Origin of the sequence: Microcoleus sp. Pol12B5, from assembly GCF_036701335.1 — a bacterium.
Classification (GTDB): domain Bacteria; phylum Cyanobacteriota; class Cyanobacteriia; order Cyanobacteriales; family Microcoleaceae; genus Microcoleus.
In genome coordinates this window covers 93,696-114,680 of the sequence record NZ_JAUBQQ010000001.1, presented here as the reverse complement: position 1 = coordinate 114,680, position 20,985 = coordinate 93,696, and the positions used below count along the sequence as shown (strand labels likewise).

Sequence of the window (20,985 nt, the reverse complement as noted above, 5' to 3'; positions counted from 1 at the left end):
GCCAGAGATATTATAATAAAAAACTGTGGCGATTCACAACTAACGATAAAATAGAACTTACGCGCGCGGACTCAGAAACTTGGTGTCTGCCTGCGAACTCGTCACGAAACCTCGGATTTTTCACAGAAACCGGGTTTGTTTGTCTCATTTATATAAAATAAGCCAAAAGTGCAATCGCCCTCTATATTCCCACTAATCAGGACTAAGAAAATCGTGCAGAAAACAGAAGTAAAAAATGATTTAGAGTTTTATGAGGAAAATGCCGATAATTGGTGGGACGAAAATACTAAAATTTATGCCTTATACCATCTAAACAAACCCAGATTTGAGTTTTTCGACAGACACGCGACTAATTGGCAAGGGCTGAAAACCTTAGATGTCGGGTGCGGCGGAGGCTTTTCTTGCGAGTTTATGGCCGAGAGAGGCGCTATTGTTTCTGGAATAGATCGATCGCAAAAATGTATTGTAGCGGCTCAAAATCACGCAGTTACTAGCGGTTATGAGATTGACTACAAGCAAGGTTTTGCCGAAAATATGCCCTACGAAGACAATACCTTTGATGTTGTAATCTGCGTGGATGTTTTGGAACACGTGGCCGATTACAAAAAAGTTGTGTCTGAGGTTCACAGGATTCTTAAGCCTGGGGGACTGTTCTTTTTTGATACAATCAACCGAACTTTTTCCTCGCAAGTTGTGATGATTGGGCTGATGGAAAATATTTTGCAGGAGATTAGGCGGGGCGTTCACGATTGGGAAAAATTTATTACCCCGGATGAGCTGTCTGTGGTAATGCGCGATATGGGTTTCGGCAAGATTGAAATTAAAGGTTTTGATATGTTTGGAGAAATGGGCGCTATTTTAGCCCAGATGCACGGTTTTTGGGGGAATCTTACAAGTGGAAAGCAGCTATTTCCTTCGGGGGAAAGTTTCCAAGAAGTTTCTCAAGTGCTAATATCTAATATCGCTAACTATTTTGATTACAAAAAGTCTGGGTTGTTTAAAATCAAAATTAATGAGGATACGTCGATTATGTATGTGGGCGTAGGGGCGAAGAATTAGTCGGTTAATTAGTGACTCTTGTCATTAGGGGCGGGTTTTAGAGTGGTTTTTGCGATCGACAAATCCGTCTAAACCCCGCCTCTATTGCATTTTTTAGGGTACGCACGCAGCGGTACACCTTATCCTGTTGAGTGCAATACACATATTCCGTAGGCACGGCGCCGTATCCTTACTATATTGCGGGCAATTGAGAATTGCTATATTGGCGAGCGCACGACAAACCTAAGCCTGGGCTCAGGGATACTGAGTATCGATCAAATTTTAATGACTCGCCCCAACTCCTCAAATAGCGATCGACCAAGCATATATACTTAAAAGTTAGGGCGGACATAGTGGCATCGCCCCTACCGATTCACAATTTATCAAGAATTATGCCAGCAAGTTTTCTGCCAAAATCGATCGCACAACTTACAGAATCTACTTCAATTGCCTTAGCCCAAAGCATTCAACAAGCAGCAATTACAACTCCCCTATCTTCTCCACCAATTGCCACAACCTACGTGCGCCAAGGTAGTGGCAACACACCAATTTTGCTAATTCACGGCTTCGACAGTTCCTTGTTTGAATTCCGCCGCCTGTTACCGCTGCTAGCTGCCGAAAATGAAACTTGGGCGGTTGATTTGTTGGGTTTCGGGTTTACAGAAAGAGCGGCAGGCTTGGCATTCAGTGCGAGGGCAATTGAAAGTCACCTTTACTATTTTTGGAAAACGCTAATTTCGCAGCCTGTAATCTTAGTCGGTGCTTCAATGGGAGGTGCAGCAGCAATTGATTTCACTCTCAATTATCCAGAAGCTGTAAAACAATTAGTGTTAATAGATAGCGCAGGTTTTGCCATCAGTTCTAATAAGGGAAAGTTTTTAATTCCTCCTTTAGGGTATCTGGCAACTTCATTTTTACGCAATCCCAAAATTCGCCAGCGAATTAGCGTCAATGCTTATTTCGATAAAAATTTGGCTTCTCAAGACGCTCAAACTTGTGCTGCTTTGCACTTGGAAATGCCCAACTGGAATCAAGCTTTAATTGCGTTTACCAAAAGCGGAGGTTACGGTGGTTTTGGGGAAAAATTATCGCAAATTCAGCAGCAGGCGCTGATTTTGTGGGGAAAACAAGACCGGATTTTGGGGACGGCGGATGCGGAAAAGTTTGCAAGGGCGATCGCAAATTCTCAACTAATTTGGATACCCGACTGCGGGCACGTTCCCCACTTAGAAAAGCCACAGATTACCGCGCAACATATTTTAGAATTCATCACAAAAAACGGACTCACGCAAAAAAATTAAACCTAGGGTGCGCTGCGGCGCACCTTATATATATGTTATATATATGTTTTCCCTTGGATATTTGGTATAGTTTGAGGTCAAATAGACAGGTTTCAAACTTTCGGCAAATACTTTTGTACGATCGTCCATCCTGTGAGCAACACAGTCACAAATCCCCCAAACAAGGCCAAATTAGTGCCGATGTGGAGGGGGCGGGCCCAAGGATGTTTAGGGCCAATTTGCAGCCCGCTTCCAACAGAAACCAACACCAAAGCCACAACAGCTAACCCCGCCGGTAAATGAGCCGAGTGACCCAAATTGCCGTAGTATCCTAGCGTACCGACTACACCAATTCCCAGCAGTAAAATTACCAAAGTTGCCATTCCCGCACCAGTGGCTAAATGAAAGGGACGCAGCCATTTTGGGCGCGGTTGTTTGGTACTCCTAGCGGCAAACATCCACGTTCCAGTAACGGCCAGCAACAAGTAAGCCAACAGGGAAACACCCATTGACCAAGCCGCTATTTTCCACAACCACAAGAAAGAAGGCAGATTCATCGGTTGCATCCCTAATTAGGATTTTCCACAAAAGGTTTCTTTCCGATTTTACCTGGACTTGAAAGCAAAAATGAATTATTTTGAGATCAAGTGAGAGGTGCGCTCGGACTATCCACAGATTGCATCAGTCTTACCTTAAAGTCAAACCCACTTTCTCCGACACTCAGCTTAATTTATGCTAGAGATTGGTCGCTCACCTTTTTAGGAGCCACCTTTCCATTCTAGCTGGCTGGTTTTGCTCTCCATGAAAGGCATTTTATAAAACCCTAATTTTTGTTCTAAGATTAACCGGAAAAAAGGCAGACCTTCAATCAAATATCTTTTCCACAACCTTCTCGGTTCACTTAACAGTCGGTACGCCCATTCTATGCCGACTTCGCTCATCCATTTGGGAGCTCTGGCTTTGCAACCCGCTTCAAAATCAATGGTTGCACCTACGGCTAAGAAAATTTTGACGTGTGTTAATTTGCTCCTGTATTTAACCAGCCACTTCTCTTGCTTGGGCGCTCCCACTCCTATAGCGAGAACAGTCGCTCCTGATTTATTGATCTCGTCAATTATTGTTTCACATTCTTCCTCGTTTTTTTCAAAGCCAAAAGAAGGAGAAAGTGCTTCAACCACTATTTCTCTACCAATTTTTTGGTTAATTTTTTCCTGGGCTTTCTTAGCAATACCTTCAGCCGCTCCTAGCAAAAATATTTTAATTTTATCGTTATCTTTGTGATACATATAAAAGGCAGGAAACAAATCCGAACCTGAAATTTTTTCTTTGAGAGGAGTACCCAAAAACTTCGAGGCATACATCAATATTTGACTGTCGCAGACTCTATAACTAGATTTATTGTAAGCTTCATAGAAGTCGCGGTCATACTGCAACTTAATCAAGTGGTCTACATTTGGCGTAAATACAACACCGCCTTCGGAGTCGAGTTTTTCAAACAACTCTGTTATTGAGAAGTTATCTATCGAGACATTCAATAAATTAACTGTTTTCATTTATTATTCCCTTCCTGCTTTATATTAAACTACAACTCAAACTATTATAACCCGCAATACAGTTTCGTGTTTTCACTGCTTGGGCGCTTCATTGAACATACTTTTCTCAGTATATCCTCCTAGACCCTACCTGTCTAGTCAGGATTTTTAAAGATTATGTAAAGAATCAGCTCGTTTTAGAAAAAGTGTATAAAGCCAATTTTGAAGTTTATAAGTCGCAACACAGTTCCAAGTAAACAGCCATCCAGTGCTAATACTTGTTGAAGCATGGCATATGAATGTAAAAAAAAGAGTTTATGAGATTAAAAGTTTAACCTAGTGAAAAATATCTGGCAACTTCCGAACTGGATTTCATCCAAAAGTGGTAGATTTTTTAGTTTTTGTCTCCAGGGAAGGCAACCTAGTGTCAAGCTTGCAGTGAAGCAGCGATCGCCTTCAGGAAAATCATCCGGATTTTTGGTGAACCAGCGCCTGTCTTCTTGGTGGCGAACTGGTTTTCTTTGCCTTAAGACTTTCTGGAGCTTTTAAGACGAGACCCGATATTCCTCCAGCAATCAGCGCAAAAATCGGGTTAGTCATAGCATTCAAAACACAGTCAAACACGTACATACTTAAGGCTACTCCCAGGGCGGCAGCAGGGGCTACTTTGGGATTAGACCAGGTTCTGGCGGGATATTTGAACAAGCAAAAGACGATAACAGGAAGTAACATTGAAGAAAATAAACTAACTAAACCGACTGCACCGTTGATGCCAAATGCAATAATCCATAAGCTGTCGGTGACCGAGATATCATCACCGTACTCGTTATACACGCGGTTTCCGCCGGAATCTCCCCAGCCAAACATAAATCTTTGCCGCGCCTTTTCCCCCAATATCTCTTCATTGTCAAATCTAAACTTCAAAGAGGCGGCTCGTTCTTCGCCAAATATTTGAGTAATGAATGCAACCACGTCTTGGCTCGAAAATTGACCCGATGCAGCTATGTACAGATAAAACACTATATATCCAATTATCAAGAGCAAGGGCAAAGAGGTGCGAAAAATCTTGGCAGAGAATAATACGAGCAACGCCATTCCAAATAAACTGTAGGCGCCAGTAGAACGGCACAGGAAAAAAGCTATAGTTAATATAATTGCTAAAGTCTTGATGTTACGGCCCATAAACTTTTTGAGCGTCCCAGTTTGCCACAGCCAAACAGCAATTAAGGCGGCTGTCATCATCCACAGGCCCACCATCAAACCGTGCTGCATAAACACTACTGGTCTCCACCCCCCCAAACGCCTTGCTTGACCCCAGTCCTCAAAGGCATTGACGCCGTAAATCATTTGGTGCAGAATTGGGCCCCTAACCCCTTCAATTAAAGTAAAAGGAATGTAGGCTAACCCACCTGCAAAAATGCCGATCGCTAATTGTCGCAGCCCGTCTAAACTACCCACATACAAGCGTCCTAAAAAATAAGGCAGACCCCAAGTAACGATTTGGTTGATAGTCGGAGAAATCGGGCTGCCACCATTACTAACTTGTGAAATAATTGGACACAAACAGTAAATTACCATTGGCACGTCCAGCCAACCGGGCTTAAAAGAGGTGAGGCGCGCAGTATCGTAGATAAGAGTCCCCAGCAAAATCCCGTAGCAAGCGGCAGAGATTTTGGTATACGGTGGCAATGAGGGGATGGGATAAGAAGCTTGCGGTAAAAAAAGCCACGCTGCTACAAAACTTATAATTACCGCCCGCTGAGCCGGAAACCTCACAAACAGGTAAAAAACGACTGGAATAAAGCCGAACATAGCAAGTGGGATTAATGCAACCATAGGTCTTTTTTGGCAGGAAAATTGTAGAAAGACAACTCAAATTGCCCGATAAAAATTCTCGATTAAACGATCGCCCAACCCCACTCTTTTAAATCAACGTCAATTTTACATCTTGTTCGTTAATTGTGCCTGACGCTCCAAAGCAGTGTACAGTGCCGCCTCGAAGAGATTAGTTGCATCCTCCCAAGTATAATTTATTACCGTCTCCAAAGCAGTCTCGGACATGGCGCGCCATTCGGCATCAGGCAACTGACAAATCTGCTCGATCGCTTTTGCCATATCCTCTGGGTCTTCTGGCTTGACAAGTATGCCACCCCCGCCAGCAAGTAGTTCCGGAGCCGCACCTGCAGGAGTGCCGATGACTGGAGTGCCACAAGCCATAGCTTCTAAAATTGGCAAGCCGAAGCCTTCGGATCTGCTGGAAAACAGCCAAGCATCGCATTTGCTGTAAAATTCTCTTAGTTGGTCTTGAGTAGGTTCCTTATTATACTCAGTATCCTCTGGCACCAAATGGGGAAGAGGACGATCGTCGCCGGAACCAAATGCAACTAAACGAAGGTTCGGAATTTTTTTAGCAGCTATAGACAAAGCTTTCAGGGCAATATCGCAGCCTTTCCAAGGAGTTGTACTATAGTAGATCCCGACTGTGGGAACTAATTGCTTGCCTCGCGGCTGCTTCGATCGCGACTGGGGGTCGTAAAACTGTTTGGTGTCCACGGTAGGAGGGACGAGAGATACAGACAAATCGCCGTATTCATTCCGAGCTAGGTCTGTCAGCCACTGGGCCACAGCGATTTTGTGCATCGGCAGCCGCCAAGTTGCCTCTACTCTACCTTTTGGTACGTACTCAAATGCCTCGTAGTGTTGGAGAAAATATACTTTTGTTCCTTTGCTCGGAGAGAGTTTTGCCACCCACTCGGCAGTTTCCCACCAAGTAGCCATGATGATATCGGCATCAGGCACGTCCAGGTCGGTAATTGGACGGTTGGTTTCGAGAACTCGGGTTTCGACATCCACCTTGTCAAAGTGAGAGTGGTGTTTCTTGGGAGCGGACTGCCAACCCCTACCTCTGAGCAACGATCGCAATTGTTGGATCAAAGTCGGTTGCCCCGGGGGTTGAGAGACGATAAATATTTTGTGTCCTCGCTTTTGCAGCAGTTCTGTGTAAATAGATAACACCCTCATGCCACCTGCAAGACCAAGGGTAGGAAGGACAAAAGTAATTTTCATGAATAGATACGGAAGATGGATACTGGTTAAAACTCCTCCATGCCAGCAACTTCGCACTTACCAGCCTCTGTTTGGCTTTTCTGCGGGGTGCGGATCTCTGCAGGAGGCGATCGTAACTCGATAGTCGAGCCGATCTTAACTTTGTCGTCAGGGACTTTTCCCAATTACAAATCGGGAGATGTTTGATGACAAGACAAGTTTAACCGGTAACGGAGCCAGCCTTAAAACCTCCATTGCCCTCTAGTTAAGATTTTGGCAGATCAATTTATAACCTTTAGTCCGTCGTCGCTGCGGTCAGAATTCGTGTCGAGACTGCTGCGTAGAAAACAGGACACAGGCGATTTTATTTGTAGCAGAAGCACCCCACCAAACGATATTGAGTTTCTCCCCAGAATCCGGCGCCGAAAACGCCCGTAGCGCCGAATTTCAAATGGCAGCGCGGCACTTAGCATCCAACCAGAATTTTTTTGTCCGCATAGTAGGGAGAAAAGCAATCTATGTTAACCTCGCGGTTTTTAGATTTGTCTACAGCAACTTCCAATGCCGCTTCAAAATGATCCGTGGCATCTTCCCAAGTATAATTGTTTACCTTGGCATAGGCGGCTTCAGACATGGCTTGCCACTTGGAATTTGGCAACTGACAGATAGACTCTATGGCTTTTGCCATTTCTTGGGGATCTTCTGGTCTTACAAGTATGCCAGTACCGCCGCTCAAAATTTCAGGAGCAGCACCTGCTGGGGTACTGATGACGGGAGTGCGGCACGCCATCGCTTCGATAATTGGCAAGCCAAAGCCTTCTGATCGGCTCGCCAGCAGCCATGCATCGCATTTGCTGTAATAGTCTTTGATTTTGTCTTGGTCGGGTTGAATTACATACTCGGCATTGGCCGGTAGGGGCAATTCCGAGGATGGAGCATCTACACCGAAGGCAACCAGACGCAAGTTGGGAATCTTTTCGGCTGCTAGGGAAAAAGCTTTGAGGGCGATGTCGGTTCCTTTCCAGTAGATTGTAGAGTACATTAGGCCAACTGTAGGAACCGATTGTTTGTTGCGAGGACAGGCGTAAAATTGTTTGGTGTTCACGCTAGGAGGAGCTAAGGAAACTTGGTCATCGCCATATTTAGTCCGAGCTAGCTCAACTAACCACTCAGAGATCGTAATTTTGTGCATTGGCAGCATCCAAGTTGCTTCTACTCTTCCTTGAGGTAGATAGTCAAAAATTTCGTGGTGCTGGATAAAATAAGCTTTTGCTCCTTTGCTAGGAGAGAGTTTGGCTACCCACTCGGCGGTTTCCCACCAGGTGGCAACTACTACGTCAGCGTCAGGTACATCTTTGTCTTCTACGGGGCGGTAGCGATCGGTAATTTTGTGTTCTACACCTAAGTTATCGAAAAATGAGGGTTCATTTTCAGGTGGGGAAATCCAACCCCCTCCTCGCAGCAGCGACTTGACTTGCTGGCGCATACTCGGCTGGGGATTGGGTACAGAGATGACGAACACTGAGTGTCCTCGCTTTCTCAAAAGTTCTGCGAAAATAGATATTACTCGTATTCCACCAGTCAGAGACAGAGTAGGAAGAACAAAGGTGATTTTCATTTTTAAGTCCCGCTGACGACTTTAACTCGCTCTCGGCGCTGCTAGCAGCGCTGATATTAGAGCCCAAAAGGAAAGAGGGGCGGGTGAATATTAATTACCGCTTTCCTGGTGTTTACATAGAATCCAACTTATCGACTGTTCGCAACACCCCAACATCTATCTGCCAAAATATCACTGTCATTGCATTGATGATAAGGATTTATTTGATCGCGAAACAGTTCCTAGAGGGATAATTTTCAGGTCAGCGAAAGTTACTCCTGAAGATAGATACCTCATCAAATAGGAGCTTTGTTCGCGACAAACACCAAGCTAGACAACACCCTCTGTTAAAGATAATATCATTTACGATTAAACAGACAGAGATGTACGGGAAACCGAATATCAGCCAACTTTTAATGTGGGGGACAAAGGTAGCATTAACAACAATATGCAGTAGATAGACACCGTTTTTGGCAAAATTTTATACTCGATTCAAGAGGGAAATTCTTACCTTGAGAATGTTGATTGCCTCATTGAACCAACAGAGCTAAATACAATCAGTGGCTGTGGTTTTTTGGTAACTGTGCTGTCGGTATTGCTTGATACAATATCCTATTTGGTCAAGATTCAGAGATGGTGGTTTTCTCCAATACCAGCAGGGGCGCGATCGCGCGAATGACCGTTGTGGACGCGCGAATGAGGGGAGAAACCCTGTTTTTCAAGCGATATCCCTCGCCCTCACTTGTCGTATGTTCATGAAAAAACCTGGTTGATGCGTCCACAGTTTGAAAAAATAGGTTGCCCAATCGTGCTACAGAACATAGAGTTTCACCGATATAAATTTAATTAGCTGCCTGAGTTTTAAATTTGTTAATAAAAGGCGATCGCCTGAAAATTTTCCCACAAGAGACTGCCACTGCGGGGCAGAGTATATGTAGCGTTCCTGCCCAATTCCTGTCTAAGTAATTACCGTAACAAAACTTGAGCAGCAACTTATCAAATGACCCTATAAAGATCAAAGGAATACTCAAGGGGGATCGGCCTATATCGTGCAAACTTTGACTCCTAAGCAGTAGCAGCAGCCTCGTGGTATGTATCAAACGATTTCGCCTACAAAAAATTGGATGTTATGAAAGCATAATTTTTCCTAAGTTGGCAATTCCAGATGACAATCGGTGTGATCTTGGGGGCCCGGCTGCCGATGCTTGTAGCGATATGTGGGCCAGTTTTCATGCAGCTAAAATTATGCGATCGCAAGCAAAACAAAACGTAGAATTAAAATCAGATGCCTTAACGGAAAGCATCTGCCGATGGGAAGATATGAACTTCGATTATTGCACAGCATCATTCAATAGCCGAGTTCGGATATTCCGGCTGCTGAAGAAGGGATTAGTTTCACAGTCAGCGATACTGGAATTGGAATGAATACAGAGCAAATTGAGAGAGTATTTCAAGCTTTTACGCAAGCGGACGAGTCTACTACTCGCCGATACGGCGGTACGGGTTTGGGATTGGCAATCGGCCAGAAATTGTGTCAGATGATGGGGGGAGATATTAGTCGGGAGAATGAGTTGGGAAAAGGGTCAATGTTTACTGTATAATTGCCGACGATAGTCGCTGAAAAAGCAGGTAGTTAAAAAGGATTTGCCAACCAATAATTGCCAAGGCTAAATCTGCGATCGCGTGGCTGATATAAGTCGACCAAAGCGAACGGTAGGTCACATAAGAGTGCGACCAAATTATCCCGACGGCGAAGACAGCTAATGAACCTAATAGCACAGCCTGCCAGTCGCTGTAAGCTGCTATTACAAAAATGTGGTGGAGGGTGAAAAATAGCGAACTCAGAAATATTGCTTTTGTGCCTGGTATGAGAATCTGGCACTTGTTGCAGACAAACCACCGCCAAGTAAATTCTTCAATCAGCGAGTTAACTAGCACAAAATATGCTTCTACAATCAAGTAAATAGTAGGGCTGCTAATACCTAATTGGTACGATTTTTCTTTAGCAAGTACAGGATCGATCCACTGCTGACCGAAAAGGCTATAGATACCCAGAATTACCGCAAACATGAATATTCCCCAAATAGATCCAGCCAGCACTTCTTGGCGCTTGGGTAGGGATAAACTGAGCTTTTCGCGATCGACAAAAACAGACCAGGCGATCGGAAAAACCAACAACCAAACTTGACAAAAGACTGACAGTGTTTGTCCCCAGCTTCCAGGGGCAATATACAAGGCTGCTATGATACCGATACTAGCGGCAGGGACAAGCAGTGTTAAAGCCAATAGTGCTGAGTTGCGATCGCCCATGTCCAACATTTTTCACGCTTCATTACAAAACTGGATTAATACCAAAGGTAAAAAATTGCGACGGCGGAGAGATTATACCATTTTCAAGAAACAATGCAAGTTTATGCCCAAATTCCCAACCCTTATGCAGTTAGTCATTCTCAAGGTTTTAATATAAAATCTAAAAGGGGATGAGTTTTGTGTCGCTTATAAAAGTGGCGCTTATTTGTTGCAAATAAAAATATGCAGTTGCACAAAATTGAAGACTCCGCCGCGAAAGCTGTTCCGGTTGTAACAAAATCTTTATTCAAGCACAATTTGAGAATCTATTTGCATTTGTGGCTCTAAATACCATAATATAATCTAATCCCTAGTAGCTGTGTATTTTGGCTGAATGACGATCGCAATTGACTTTGGAACTAGCAACACCGTCGTCGCTCGCTGGAATCAAGTCCTCCAGCAGCCCGAAACTTTAAAATTACCGGGATTGTCGGCAATCTCGGCTCAAAATCCGCCCCTAATTCCCAGTTTACTCTACGTTGAGGACGCTGCTCAAAGTAAAGTCATACTCGGTCAGCAAGTCCGCGACAAAGGCCTGGATTTGAGTGGAGATTCTCGGTTTTTTCGCAATTTTAAGCGGGGAATTGGCACTTCTGTTCAGGGTTTTGTGCCGGAAGTTGATGGGCAACTTATTACTTTTGAACAAGTAGGCGAGTGGTATTTGAGCCAAATTGTAAACTCAATTCGCGAAGTACCTTTGCCGATCGACTCTTTGATTTTTACAGTGCCTGTAGATAGTTTTGAAGCTTACCGCCATTGGTTGGGCAAAGTGTCTCAATCTCTGCAAGTAGAACAGGTGCGGATGTTGGACGAACCTACGGCGGCTGCTTTGGGTTACGGTTTAGCCGATCGCGAAAATCTGTTAGTAATTGATTTCGGCGGCGGAACTCTCGATCTTTCTTTAGTGCGTTTGGACGCTTCCGCCGACAAAAAGCCCCTCGGTTTTATTCTTAAGTGGGGCGAAAAGTTATTAGCTGAATCTTCAGCGCAAAAAACAAAAGTTGCCCGGGTTTTGGCTAAAGCCGGACAAAATTTAGGCGGTTCTGATATTGATAATTGGATAGTTGACTATTTTGTTAAAACAAAAGGGCTGGCAAAATCTCCGATTACAACGAGATTAGCAGAACGGTTAAAGATTCAGTTATCTTTAGTAAATCAGGCAGTTGAGGTTTATTTTGATGACGAAAATTTTGAGAGTTACGAATTAGAATTAGACCGAACTCGTTTTGAATCTATCCTCGCTGAACATCAGTTTTTTGACAAACTGGACGACTGCATGAATCAAGTATTGCAGCAAGCGCGGCGCCAAGGCTTAGAAATTGGCGACATCGACGCAGTTTTGCTAGTTGGCGGTACTGTACAAATTCCCGCTGTCGGGCGTTGGGTGCAGCAATATTTCGATCCGGCAAAAATTCGCTGCGACAAACCCTTTGAGGCGATCGCCCAAGGTGCTCTGCAACTGAGTCAAGGCATAGAAATCAAAGATTTTCTCTATCACAGTTACGGCATTCGCTACTGGAACCGCCGCGACAATTGCCACAGTTGGCACAGTTTAATTAAATCCGGCCAATCTTATCCGATGAGCGAACCGGTAGAATTAGTCTTGGGGGCTTCTTTAGAAAGTCAGCCAAGTATAGAATTAATTATCGGCGAATTGGGAGCGGAAACTGGCGGCACGGAGATATATTTTGACGGCGACAGACTAATTACTCGCCAACTCGTGGCAAAAACATCGGTACAGCCCCTAAATGATAAAGAAGGAGCCCGCAGCATCGCTCAATTGACGCCGCCTGGGTATCCGGGGAGCGATCGCATCAAAATCTTCTTCCGCGTTGACGAACAGCGCTTTTTACGCATTACCGTGGAAGATTTGCTGACAAATGAAACTTTGTTAGAGGATAAACCCGTGGTGCAGCTAAGTTAGGAATAGGTTTTACAGGTAAGGTGCGCTTCGGCGCACCCTGAATGATTGCGTTGAAAACAAATTTTAAAAAGCAAATGAACTACAAACTAGAATCTCCACTCTCTCCCGAACTAGAAAAGTATCGCGACAGCATCGAAGCTACCATTAAACCTTACATCGAAATTAAAACCCAGAATAATGATGACGTTAATTGGTGGCAGAGTAAATTTGGGGGATTGCCCTATTTACCTAAAGGCTTTGAATATCCCAAAACTTGTGACGGTAAATATTTATTTTTGCTAGCGCAACTCAACTTTGATGAAATACCGCCTTTAGATGGTTTTCCCGATCGGGGTATCTTACAGTTCTATATAGCTGACGATGACCTATATGGTTTAAATTTGGACAATTCTGCCAATGCAGATAATCATACAATCGAAGACCAATTCAAAATAGTCTATTTTCCTCAGCCCGACTTCAAAGTTGAAAACATCATTACCAATTATGATTTTTTGCCGGAACCAGAATATTTTCCTGTTCAGGGCTGTTACGGCTTGCAATTTACTAAAAAATATGCGCCGATTAGTACCAGTGACTACCAATTTCCACAAATTTTAGGATCGGAAATTGAAGAGTTATTTATGAACTCTGAAATTGAGGATGAGTACCGAGAAATATCGCATTCCTTTGGTCATAAAATAGGTGGTTATCCTTATTTTACACAAGACGACTTAAGAAAATATAGTAATACATCTGAGCAAAAACAAAAGCTAGATATTCTTCTATTCCAAATGGATAGCGATGCCAATGAGACAGTAGATATCATGTGGGGAGACAGTGGTGTCGGTAACTTTTTTATTGATGAATCAGCACTCAGAGAATTAGATTTTAGTAAAGTTTTATACAATTGGGATTGTTGTTAAAAGCAGCAGTTAAGTAAGCACACCTAAAAAAACATAGTACCCAGAACCCCGACTTCTTTAAGAAGTAGGGGTTCTAACAGATTGAATAGTGTTTGACTATGCCCAATGCCCAATGCCCAAGGGTCTAAATTTCAGATTTGTGCACAACCACGGGTGTTCCCACCGAGGCCCATTCAAATAGCCATTTAGCGTGATTGACAGCTACATTTGTGCAGCCGTGAGTAACGGGATTGCCAAACAAATTGTGCCAGTAAGCGCCGTGAATTGCCATGCCTCCGTCGTAATACATTGTATAGGGAACGTCGGGTACGTCGTAGTCCGGCCCAGTCATTCTAGTAACGCGGTGTTTGGTTTCAACGGCAAAGGTTCCCGTGCGGGTGGGAGTCGATGATTTGCCGCTGGAAATAATCACCGCGTAAACGGGTGTATTTCCTTCCCAAGCTATTAACCTTTGTCTTGACAAATCTATTTCTATCCAGCGTTCGCTGGATTGCTGCAACAGCATAATTTTATTGGCAATTATGTTGTGCTGTTCGCTGGCAAATGCGGTCATTGAACCGCCGCAGAATGTAGCAAAAGTGAGGGCGAAGCCGGCACAGAAAGTTCCGGCGCGACGGAAGTAACTTGAGTTAATAATCCTGTTCATTTCTCACACCTCGTACTATTTTAGATTTTAGGTTTTAGATTGGCTTGTCCTATTTTAGATTGTAGATTTGAAATGTTGGATTGGGAAACAGGGCTTAACAAGTTGTTAAGTTTTGGGTAATATTTCGTGCAATTTCGACGATCGCGCGCCAATCGCGATTTTCCACTAAGTGTTTAGGAAATAAGTCTCCGGCTAAACCAACGGCGATCGCCCCGGCATCAATAAATACTTTGGCATTTTCCAGCGTCACCCCGCCCGTGGGAATTAAAGGAATGTTTCCCAGGGGGCCTTGCAGGCTTTTCAGGTAAGCCGCGCCTCCCAAAGCCGATATCGGAAATACTTTAACGCAGGTAGCGCCTGCTTGCCACGCGGTGACAATTTCCGTAGGAGAAAAAGCACCGGGGACGATCGGCACTCCGGCGTCAACGGCTGTTTTAATCATCGCTAAATCGGTGTGCGGAGTAAACAGAAATTGAGCGCCGCAGTCTATTGCTTGCTGCAACTGTTCTAAGTTTAATAAAGTGCCAGTCCCAATACTAAAAGTAGGAAACTCCGACCGGAGTTCCGCAATTAACTCAGCAGCTTTGTGGGTATTCCAAGTGATTTCAATAAACTGGATTCCTCCGGCTGCTACCGCTTTTGCCATCTGCCAAGCAAGTTCCTTTTCGGAAGAACGGATCACTGCGATCGCACGGTGTTTTTTTAGTAGTGTCAACCAAGATTGATGATTCATACAATTTTAGATTTTAGATTTTACATTTTAGATTTCGGCGTGAGCGCGAGCCTCGAAGATTTTAAATTGGGGAGCGCTCCCAATTTAAAACTCATATCATTCTGACTCGCATATAATTTTAATACAGGTTACTAACTTCGATATATGGCAAATTACAATATCGGCGGCGTTCAGTTTTGAACTGACAATCTAGCCCAAAAAACGCTGCAATTGTTGACCTCAAATAACATATTATTGAATCTAGAAAAGATGAAAGAAGATTTCCTTGGGAAGAAGTTAAGCGCCAGCTTCAGGAAAAAGGTAGGTTGAATGTCTGATTACTTGGTCATTTTTGAGATTAAAGCTAAAATCCCGCATTGAAAATCTAAAATCGATCGCACTCATAAAAAAATCGGGGCGATTCCAGACAATCCCAGAATCACCCCAATTATTGATTTCAAACTTTAGATTTTCTCGAAAATCCAAAATTCAAAATCCAAAATCCAAAATTGATTAGGCGATCGTCGCCATTTTCACATCGCTATTAGCTAACAAATTTTGCAATTCATCCGCATCCACAGTTTCCTTTTCCACTAGCATATCTGCCAAAGCATTAAGGACGTGGCGGTTGCCGACGAGTACATCTTTAGCGCGACGGTAAGCTTGTTCTACCAACAAACGCACTTCATCGTCGATCGTCGCTGCGGTTTCTTCCGAGAAATCGCGTTCGGCCATGATATCGCGACCCATGAACATATTGCCTTGTTGGCGACCGAGAGCTACAGGGCCTAGCCGATCGCTCATTCCGAAGCGAGTCACCATTTGCCGCGCTACTCTTGCCACTTGCTGCAAGTCGTTCGACGCACCGGTTGTTACTTCTTCCTCGCCGAAGACAATTTCTTCAGCAATGCGGCCGCCCAAAGCTACCGCCATTTGATTTTGCAAGTAAGAGCGAGAATACAAGCCAGAATCCATCCGATCTTCGCTTGGTGTGAACCAAGTCAAACCGCCAGCGCGGCCGCGGGGGATAATGCTAATTTTCTGCACTGGGTCATAATCGGGCATCAACGCGCCGACTAAAGCGTGACCGGCTTCGTGGTAAGCTACCAAAGTTTTGCGCTTTTCGCTCATCACGCGGTCTTTCTTTTCCGGGCCAGCGAGCACGCGGTCGATCGCATCGTTGACTTCATCCATCGAGACTTCGGTCAAGTTGCGACGGGCGGCTAAAATTGCTGCTTCGTTGAGTAGGTTGGACAAATCCGCACCGGTGAAACCGGGTGTCCGGCGGGCGATTTTTTCCAAGTCCACGTCTTTCGACAAAGTTTTGCCGCGGGCGTGAACGTTGAGAATTTCTAGGCGGCCTCCGAAGTCGGGGCGATCGACTACAACTTGGCGATCGAAGCGACCCGGACGCAGCAGCGCCGCATCGAGTACATCGGGGCGGTTTGTGGCAGCAATCAGAATGATGCCAGTATTGCCCTCAAAGCCGTCCATTTCGGTCAGCAACTGGTTCAGGGTTTGTTCCCGTTCGTCGTTACCACCGCCCAAACCAGCGCCCCGCTGGCGACCTACGGCGTCAATTTCATCGATAAATACGATACAAGGAGCGTTAGATTTAGCTTGTTCAAACAAGTCGCGGACGCGGGAAGCACCGACACCCACGAACATTTCCACGAATTCTGAACCGGAAATCGAGAAGAAGGGAACGCCTGCTTCTCCAGCCACTGCTTTTGCCAGCAGGGTTTTGCCAGTTCCGGGAGGGCCGACCAGCAGTACGCCTTTGGGGATTTTTGCTCCGACTGCGGTGAAGCGATCGGCATTTTTCAGGAAGTCCACGACTTCTGCGAGCTCTAGCTTGGCTTGTTCGATGCCGGCCACGTCGCCGAAAGTCACCTGAGTTTGTGGCTCCATTTGGACTCTAGCTTTGGATTTGCCGAAGTTCATGGCTTGGTTGCCGGGCCCGTTTTGCGCGCGCCGCACCAGGAAAAACAGTCCCACCAAAAGCAAGATCGGGAAGAACAGGCTGCTGAGGGCTTTTACCCAGAAGCCTTCGTCGCTTTGGGGCAGAACTGAAATATCTACGTTATTTTTGGTCAGGATGTTGATCAGTTCGGGGTCGTTGGGCAGGTTAACGAGTACCTTGTTGCCGTCCTGGGCTGTGACCAGGGCTTTGCTGCGATCGGAACTGATATTTATTTTGTCTACTCTCTTGCCTTCGACTTCCTGAATGAATTGACTGTACTTCCAAACTTCGCGGCTTGGGGGCTGTTTGTCAAAAAAAGCCGTTGCTAAGGCAATGACTACAATAGCCAGCAGTGCGTACAGGCCAGCGTTTCTCCACCGTTTATTCACCGAGGTCGATCCTCCTAATTTTTAGTCCCTGTGATTTGGGAATTTTTATTTATGTTCATCAATCTTAACGTAATTGTAACTTGTTTTTGTGTGGTGAGGAATCCCGGCCATGCTGTGGCGGTCTCAGGTGAGGTCGTGGAAACCGAACTGCCTTGGGCGTCGTCAATCGATTTTAGATTTTAGATTTTAGATTTTAGAATTGAAGCATTGACCCTACGGATCAATCCGGGGGGTAAGTTTCATCGGATACAGGTTTTTTATTTCTGGAGGGATGAATCCGGGGGCTTGTATCGTGGATGCTTTCGGTCAGGAGATGCGGGTGCTGTCTTAATCGTTGCATTTCCTAGTACACTATAAGACACAATTTGTCAATAGATTGTCCCTCTATCGACTGATAAATTAACGTGTTCGCAGTTGCACGCTTTTTGCACCACGCGAGATTGAAACGCAATTTCTGTTTTGACCGACAATGTGACGTATAAATTAAAATGCACCGCTCGCAATTCACCGATCGCCAATAGCCCAAGGAAAACTCAAAATGTCAGATTCGCAAGATACTTTCATTTTCAACGGTCAACGGCTCGCCTACAACCGGCTCAAGCACAACAACTATCCCGCCTCGGAGAGAGCGGTAGAAATACCAATAGCCTACAACTTTATTGCCGGATTGAAGGATAAAAGCAGACTGCTGGAAGTGGGTAACGTGCTGCAATATTACCCCGAACTGATCCCGACAGATATTGCCGAAATTCAAGCTAGAAGAATTATCGACAAATACGAAACTGCTGTGGGAGTAGACAAAATTGATTTAATGGATGCCGATCCAGAAGAGAAGTATAGCGGTATAATTTGCATCTCTACAGTAGAACACATAGGACAAGGATCTGACCCAAGTGAAGCTTACGGTGAAGAGCAGGAAAAATATGATTGGCAAGGGCCTTTAAAGGCGATCGCCAAAATCTACGGTTTGCTGTCAGATCACGGTAGAGCGCTGATTACAGTACCCTTCGGTAAATTCCTCGAAAGAGGGTGGTATATCCAATTCAGTCAAGATTACTTAAATCTCTTATTTGAGCGATACAATATTCCTAAAAATGCGGTCAGTGCCAGTTATTTAAAATTAGTTAAAGTTGACCCATCCCAGCCGCAGCCTTCAGTTTGGGAACAAGCAAATCCCGAAGAACTTGTTAGCGCACAATACAATGCACCTTTTCCTTTTGCCAATGCGATCGCCGTCCTAGATATTACCAAAATTCCCGCAACTCGATCGGCATTGACTCAACCCCCAACCGCCGACAAACAGCCGCTAGTATTTAGTAGAGTAACAAGCAAACTGTGCGTCAACAGAGACTTTCAGACAGATTACTATGAGCATTGGATAGACAAACTCCAAGCCTCCAAAACTATTCACCGCAAAAATTGGGAGTGGGTTGTCATGTCTCAAGCTTTGAATGAAAGAGGATTTCTCAAAGCCGGAAAAAAAGGCATGGGTTTTGCGGTTGGTAACGAACCGCTACCGTCAGCATTCGCTTCTTTAGGGTGCGAAATTGTCGCCACAGACCAAAATTACGACATTCCGGAAGCCAAGGAACACTGGGCCACAACAGATCAACTTTGTCGCGGCAAACAAGCACTTAACGAAAAGCAAATCTGCCCGCCAGAAACCTTTGACAAACTTGTCAGCTTCCGCGAAGTTGACATGAACAATATCCCCGAAGACTTAAAGCAAGGTGAGTTTGATTTCATTTGGTCTTCCTGTGCCTTTGAGCATATAGGATCGATCGAACACGGACTCAGATTTGCCAAAGAATCTCTGAAATGCTTAAAGCCCGGCGGTATGGCAATTCATACAACAGAGTTCAACTGTTCATCAAATGAAGGAACCTTAAACACAGACAATTTAGTATTCTTCAGACACAGAGACATTCAGCGTTTAATCAGCGAACTAACAGCCGAGGGATATCGCGTAGAACCTCCAGATTACTGGATGGGCGACAGCAAATACGATTTGACGCCGATGAAAGATCTTAGCAATCAATGGGCACCGCACCTGAAAATAGAATTGGGCGGTTACATTGCAACTTCCTTGCTTTTAATAATCCACAAACCCCAGGAAATATCTGCCGAATCTTACCCGCCAGTCTATGCGTATAGCGAAAAACAGCAGGAGTTGATCAAGATTTTTTATGACATATCCGTACTGGGATACGGACACTACGATTCGCGTTCTCGAACCGGTGTTGCCAGAGTCATCGAGAATATCGCATCGGGTTTAATTGCCTCGAAAGAGTTGGATTTATCTTTTTGCGCGACTAATTCTTGGTACGCCGTGAAGTCTTGCCTGGATTACTTGCAGACTCAGCCCAGTTTTCGCGGGATACCTTTGGCTCACTCCAGCTTTTTCAAAAACTTTGAAAGCAAATTAATGGAGCTTTACAAGATGTTAGAAAACCGGGAAAAAATCTTCCCGGAACACAGCCAAGAACCCCAATCGAAACTTTTAACAGACAACTTAAAAAAATACCTCTCAAATTCGATCGGCATTTCAAAGCAGCGCAGCCATTTAATCGACCAGGAGAGTTTGAGCGAAGCGGATATTTTCCACGCGACATTCTATCAGATTCCCAACCAAGCACGCGAGTGCAAAAAAGTCAAAAAAATTGCCACTGTTTACGATTTGATTCCCATCCTATTGTCGCAGTTATTTATCGGTAAAAATGATGACGATTATCAGAGAATGCAGGCATCTTTAAACAGCTTAACGGCCGAGGATTACATTCTCTGCATATCTCAAGCCACCAAAAACGATTTGCTAAATCACGTCAAACTCAACCCGGAAAGAGTTTTGGTAACTCATCTCGCGGCAAATACCGCTTTATTTTACCGCTGCAATGATGCGGAAAATATGGCATCTGTCAAGTACAAATACGGCATTCCCGACGCACCGTATATCTTGGGTGTCAGCACTTTAGAACCTCGGAAAAACCTCGAACACGTCATCCGCTGCTTCGCAAAAGGCGTGCAGCAACAAGGTATCAAAGACCTCAACTTAGTTTTAGTCGGTGCCAAAGGTTGGGAGTACGAAAAAATCTTTCAAGAAATTGCTAACTTCGGTCTCTCAAAAGACCGTATCATTATAACTGGCTATGTAGCTGATGAAGATTTAGCCGCCATCTACAGCGGTGCGATGGTTTTTGTTTACCCGTCGCTGTATGAAGGTTTCGGTTTGCCGCCTTTAGAAGCAATGCAGTGCGGGATTCCTGTGATCACCTCGAATAATTCATCGTTTCCCGAAGTAGTCGGCGATGCGGGAGTTATGCTTGATCCGACAGATGCTGACGGACTTTGCCACAGCATCCTAACACTGTACCGTACACCTGCTTTGCGGCAAGAAATGTCTTTAAAGTCGCTAGCACAAGCGAGAAAGTTTAGCTGGGAAAGGTGCACTCAGGAGACAATTGCTGCTTACAAAACAGCTTTGTCTGGTTGATAAATCCCAGCAGGTTGACTGCGTAATTCCAGTCTGTCATTCGCAAGTGTGGCGAAGAATCTCAACCCTTTTCAACACCGCCATTGAGTGCGTAAGTCCTGTAAGTGTACGAAGCGAG

Annotated in this window: 15 protein-coding genes and 1 pseudogene; 6 read left to right on the top strand and 10 right to left on the bottom strand. The window is 44.7% G+C overall.

What is annotated here, in order from left to right; translation table 11 throughout:
- The first annotated feature begins 213 nt into the window (after positions 1-213).
- A complete protein-coding gene (gene ubiG / locus QUA24_RS00395) occupies positions 214-1,059 on the top strand; it encodes a bifunctional 2-polyprenyl-6-hydroxyphenol methylase/3-demethylubiquinol 3-O-methyltransferase UbiG (RefSeq protein ID WP_333226351.1) in 846 nt (281 codons plus the stop codon).
- A 371-nt stretch (positions 1,060-1,430) separates the two neighbouring features.
- The gene (locus QUA24_RS00390) at positions 1,431-2,339 is read left to right on the top strand and encodes an alpha/beta hydrolase (RefSeq protein ID WP_333226349.1); all 909 of its coding nucleotides are present in this window, start codon (positions 1,431-1,433) and stop codon (positions 2,337-2,339) included.
- A gap of 92 nt (positions 2,340-2,431) precedes the next feature.
- Here QUA24_RS00390 and QUA24_RS00385 read toward each other — a convergent pair whose 3' ends face one another.
- The 6 genes from QUA24_RS00385 to QUA24_RS00360 form a co-directional block, all read right to left on the bottom strand.
- Positions 2,432-2,875, bottom strand: coding sequence for a DUF4079 domain-containing protein (locus QUA24_RS00385; protein WP_333067855.1), 444 nt, complete (start codon positions 2,873-2,875; stop codon positions 2,432-2,434).
- 201 nt (positions 2,876-3,076) lie between these two features.
- Positions 3,077-3,871, bottom strand: a complete 795-nt coding sequence (locus QUA24_RS00380; RefSeq protein WP_333226347.1) for a WecB/TagA/CpsF family glycosyltransferase — start codon at positions 3,869-3,871, stop codon at positions 3,077-3,079.
- A gap of 444 nt (positions 3,872-4,315) precedes the next feature.
- On the bottom strand, positions 4,316-5,686 hold the full coding sequence (locus QUA24_RS00375; protein WP_333226345.1) for an O-antigen ligase domain-containing protein: 1,371 nt from the start codon (positions 5,684-5,686) through the stop codon (positions 4,316-4,318).
- Positions 5,687-5,791: 105 nt separating this feature from the next.
- Positions 5,792-6,916 (bottom strand): glycosyltransferase family 4 protein, encoded by a 1,125-nt coding sequence (locus tag QUA24_RS00370; RefSeq protein ID WP_333226343.1) that lies wholly within the window; start codon positions 6,914-6,916, stop codon positions 5,792-5,794.
- A 26-nt stretch (positions 6,917-6,942) separates the two neighbouring features.
- Positions 6,943-7,080, bottom strand: coding sequence for a hypothetical protein (locus QUA24_RS00365; protein WP_333226342.1), 138 nt, complete (start codon positions 7,078-7,080; stop codon positions 6,943-6,945).
- Between the two features lie 281 nt (positions 7,081-7,361).
- Positions 7,362-8,513 carry a glycosyltransferase family 4 protein gene (locus QUA24_RS00360; RefSeq protein WP_333226340.1) on the bottom strand — a complete coding sequence of 384 codons (1,152 nt, stop codon included), beginning with the start codon at positions 8,511-8,513 and terminating at the stop codon, positions 7,362-7,364.
- Between the two features lie 1,361 nt (positions 8,514-9,874).
- Here QUA24_RS00360 and QUA24_RS00355 point away from each other — a divergent pair.
- Positions 9,875-10,093, top strand: a pseudogene (locus QUA24_RS00355) (ATP-binding protein); the annotation flags it as partial.
- Here the strand turns inward: QUA24_RS00355 and QUA24_RS00350 are convergent.
- Positions 10,083-10,802 (bottom strand): CPBP family intramembrane glutamic endopeptidase, encoded by a 720-nt coding sequence (locus tag QUA24_RS00350; protein WP_333226338.1) that lies wholly within the window; start codon positions 10,800-10,802, stop codon positions 10,083-10,085. The pseudogene QUA24_RS00355 and the gene QUA24_RS00350 overlap by 11 nt on opposite strands.
- Before the next feature lie 373 nt (positions 10,803-11,175).
- Here QUA24_RS00350 and QUA24_RS00345 point away from each other — a divergent pair, with 373 nt between their 5' ends.
- Together QUA24_RS00345 and QUA24_RS00340 are read left to right on the top strand one after the other, a co-directional pair.
- Positions 11,176-12,765, top strand: a complete 1,590-nt coding sequence (locus QUA24_RS00345; RefSeq protein ID WP_333226336.1) for an Hsp70 family protein — start codon at positions 11,176-11,178, stop codon at positions 12,763-12,765.
- Between the two features lie 74 nt (positions 12,766-12,839).
- Positions 12,840-13,667: a DUF1963 domain-containing protein gene (locus QUA24_RS00340; protein ID WP_333226334.1), complete on the top strand. Its 828-nt coding sequence runs from the start codon at positions 12,840-12,842 to the stop codon at positions 13,665-13,667.
- A gap of 124 nt (positions 13,668-13,791) precedes the next feature.
- Here QUA24_RS00340 and QUA24_RS00335 read toward each other — a convergent pair whose 3' ends face one another.
- The 3 genes from QUA24_RS00335 to ftsH3 form a co-directional block, all read right to left on the bottom strand.
- Positions 13,792-14,313, bottom strand: a complete 522-nt coding sequence (locus tag QUA24_RS00335; RefSeq protein WP_333226332.1) for a L,D-transpeptidase — start codon at positions 14,311-14,313, stop codon at positions 13,792-13,794.
- Positions 14,314-14,407: 94 nt separating this feature from the next.
- The gene (locus QUA24_RS00330) at positions 14,408-15,046 is read right to left on the bottom strand and encodes a bifunctional 4-hydroxy-2-oxoglutarate aldolase/2-dehydro-3-deoxy-phosphogluconate aldolase (protein ID WP_333226330.1); all 639 of its coding nucleotides are present in this window, start codon (positions 15,044-15,046) and stop codon (positions 14,408-14,410) included.
- Positions 15,047-15,538: 492 nt separating this feature from the next.
- The gene (gene ftsH3 / locus QUA24_RS00325) at positions 15,539-17,377 is read right to left on the bottom strand and encodes an ATP-dependent zinc metalloprotease FtsH3 (protein WP_006633639.1); all 1,839 of its coding nucleotides are present in this window, start codon (positions 17,375-17,377) and stop codon (positions 15,539-15,541) included.
- Positions 17,378-17,915: 538 nt separating this feature from the next.
- Here ftsH3 and QUA24_RS00320 point away from each other — a divergent pair.
- On the top strand, positions 17,916-20,867 hold the full coding sequence (locus tag QUA24_RS00320) for a glycosyltransferase (protein WP_333226328.1): 2,952 nt from the start codon (positions 17,916-17,918) through the stop codon (positions 20,865-20,867).
- The last annotated feature ends 118 nt before the right edge of the window (positions 20,868-20,985 follow it).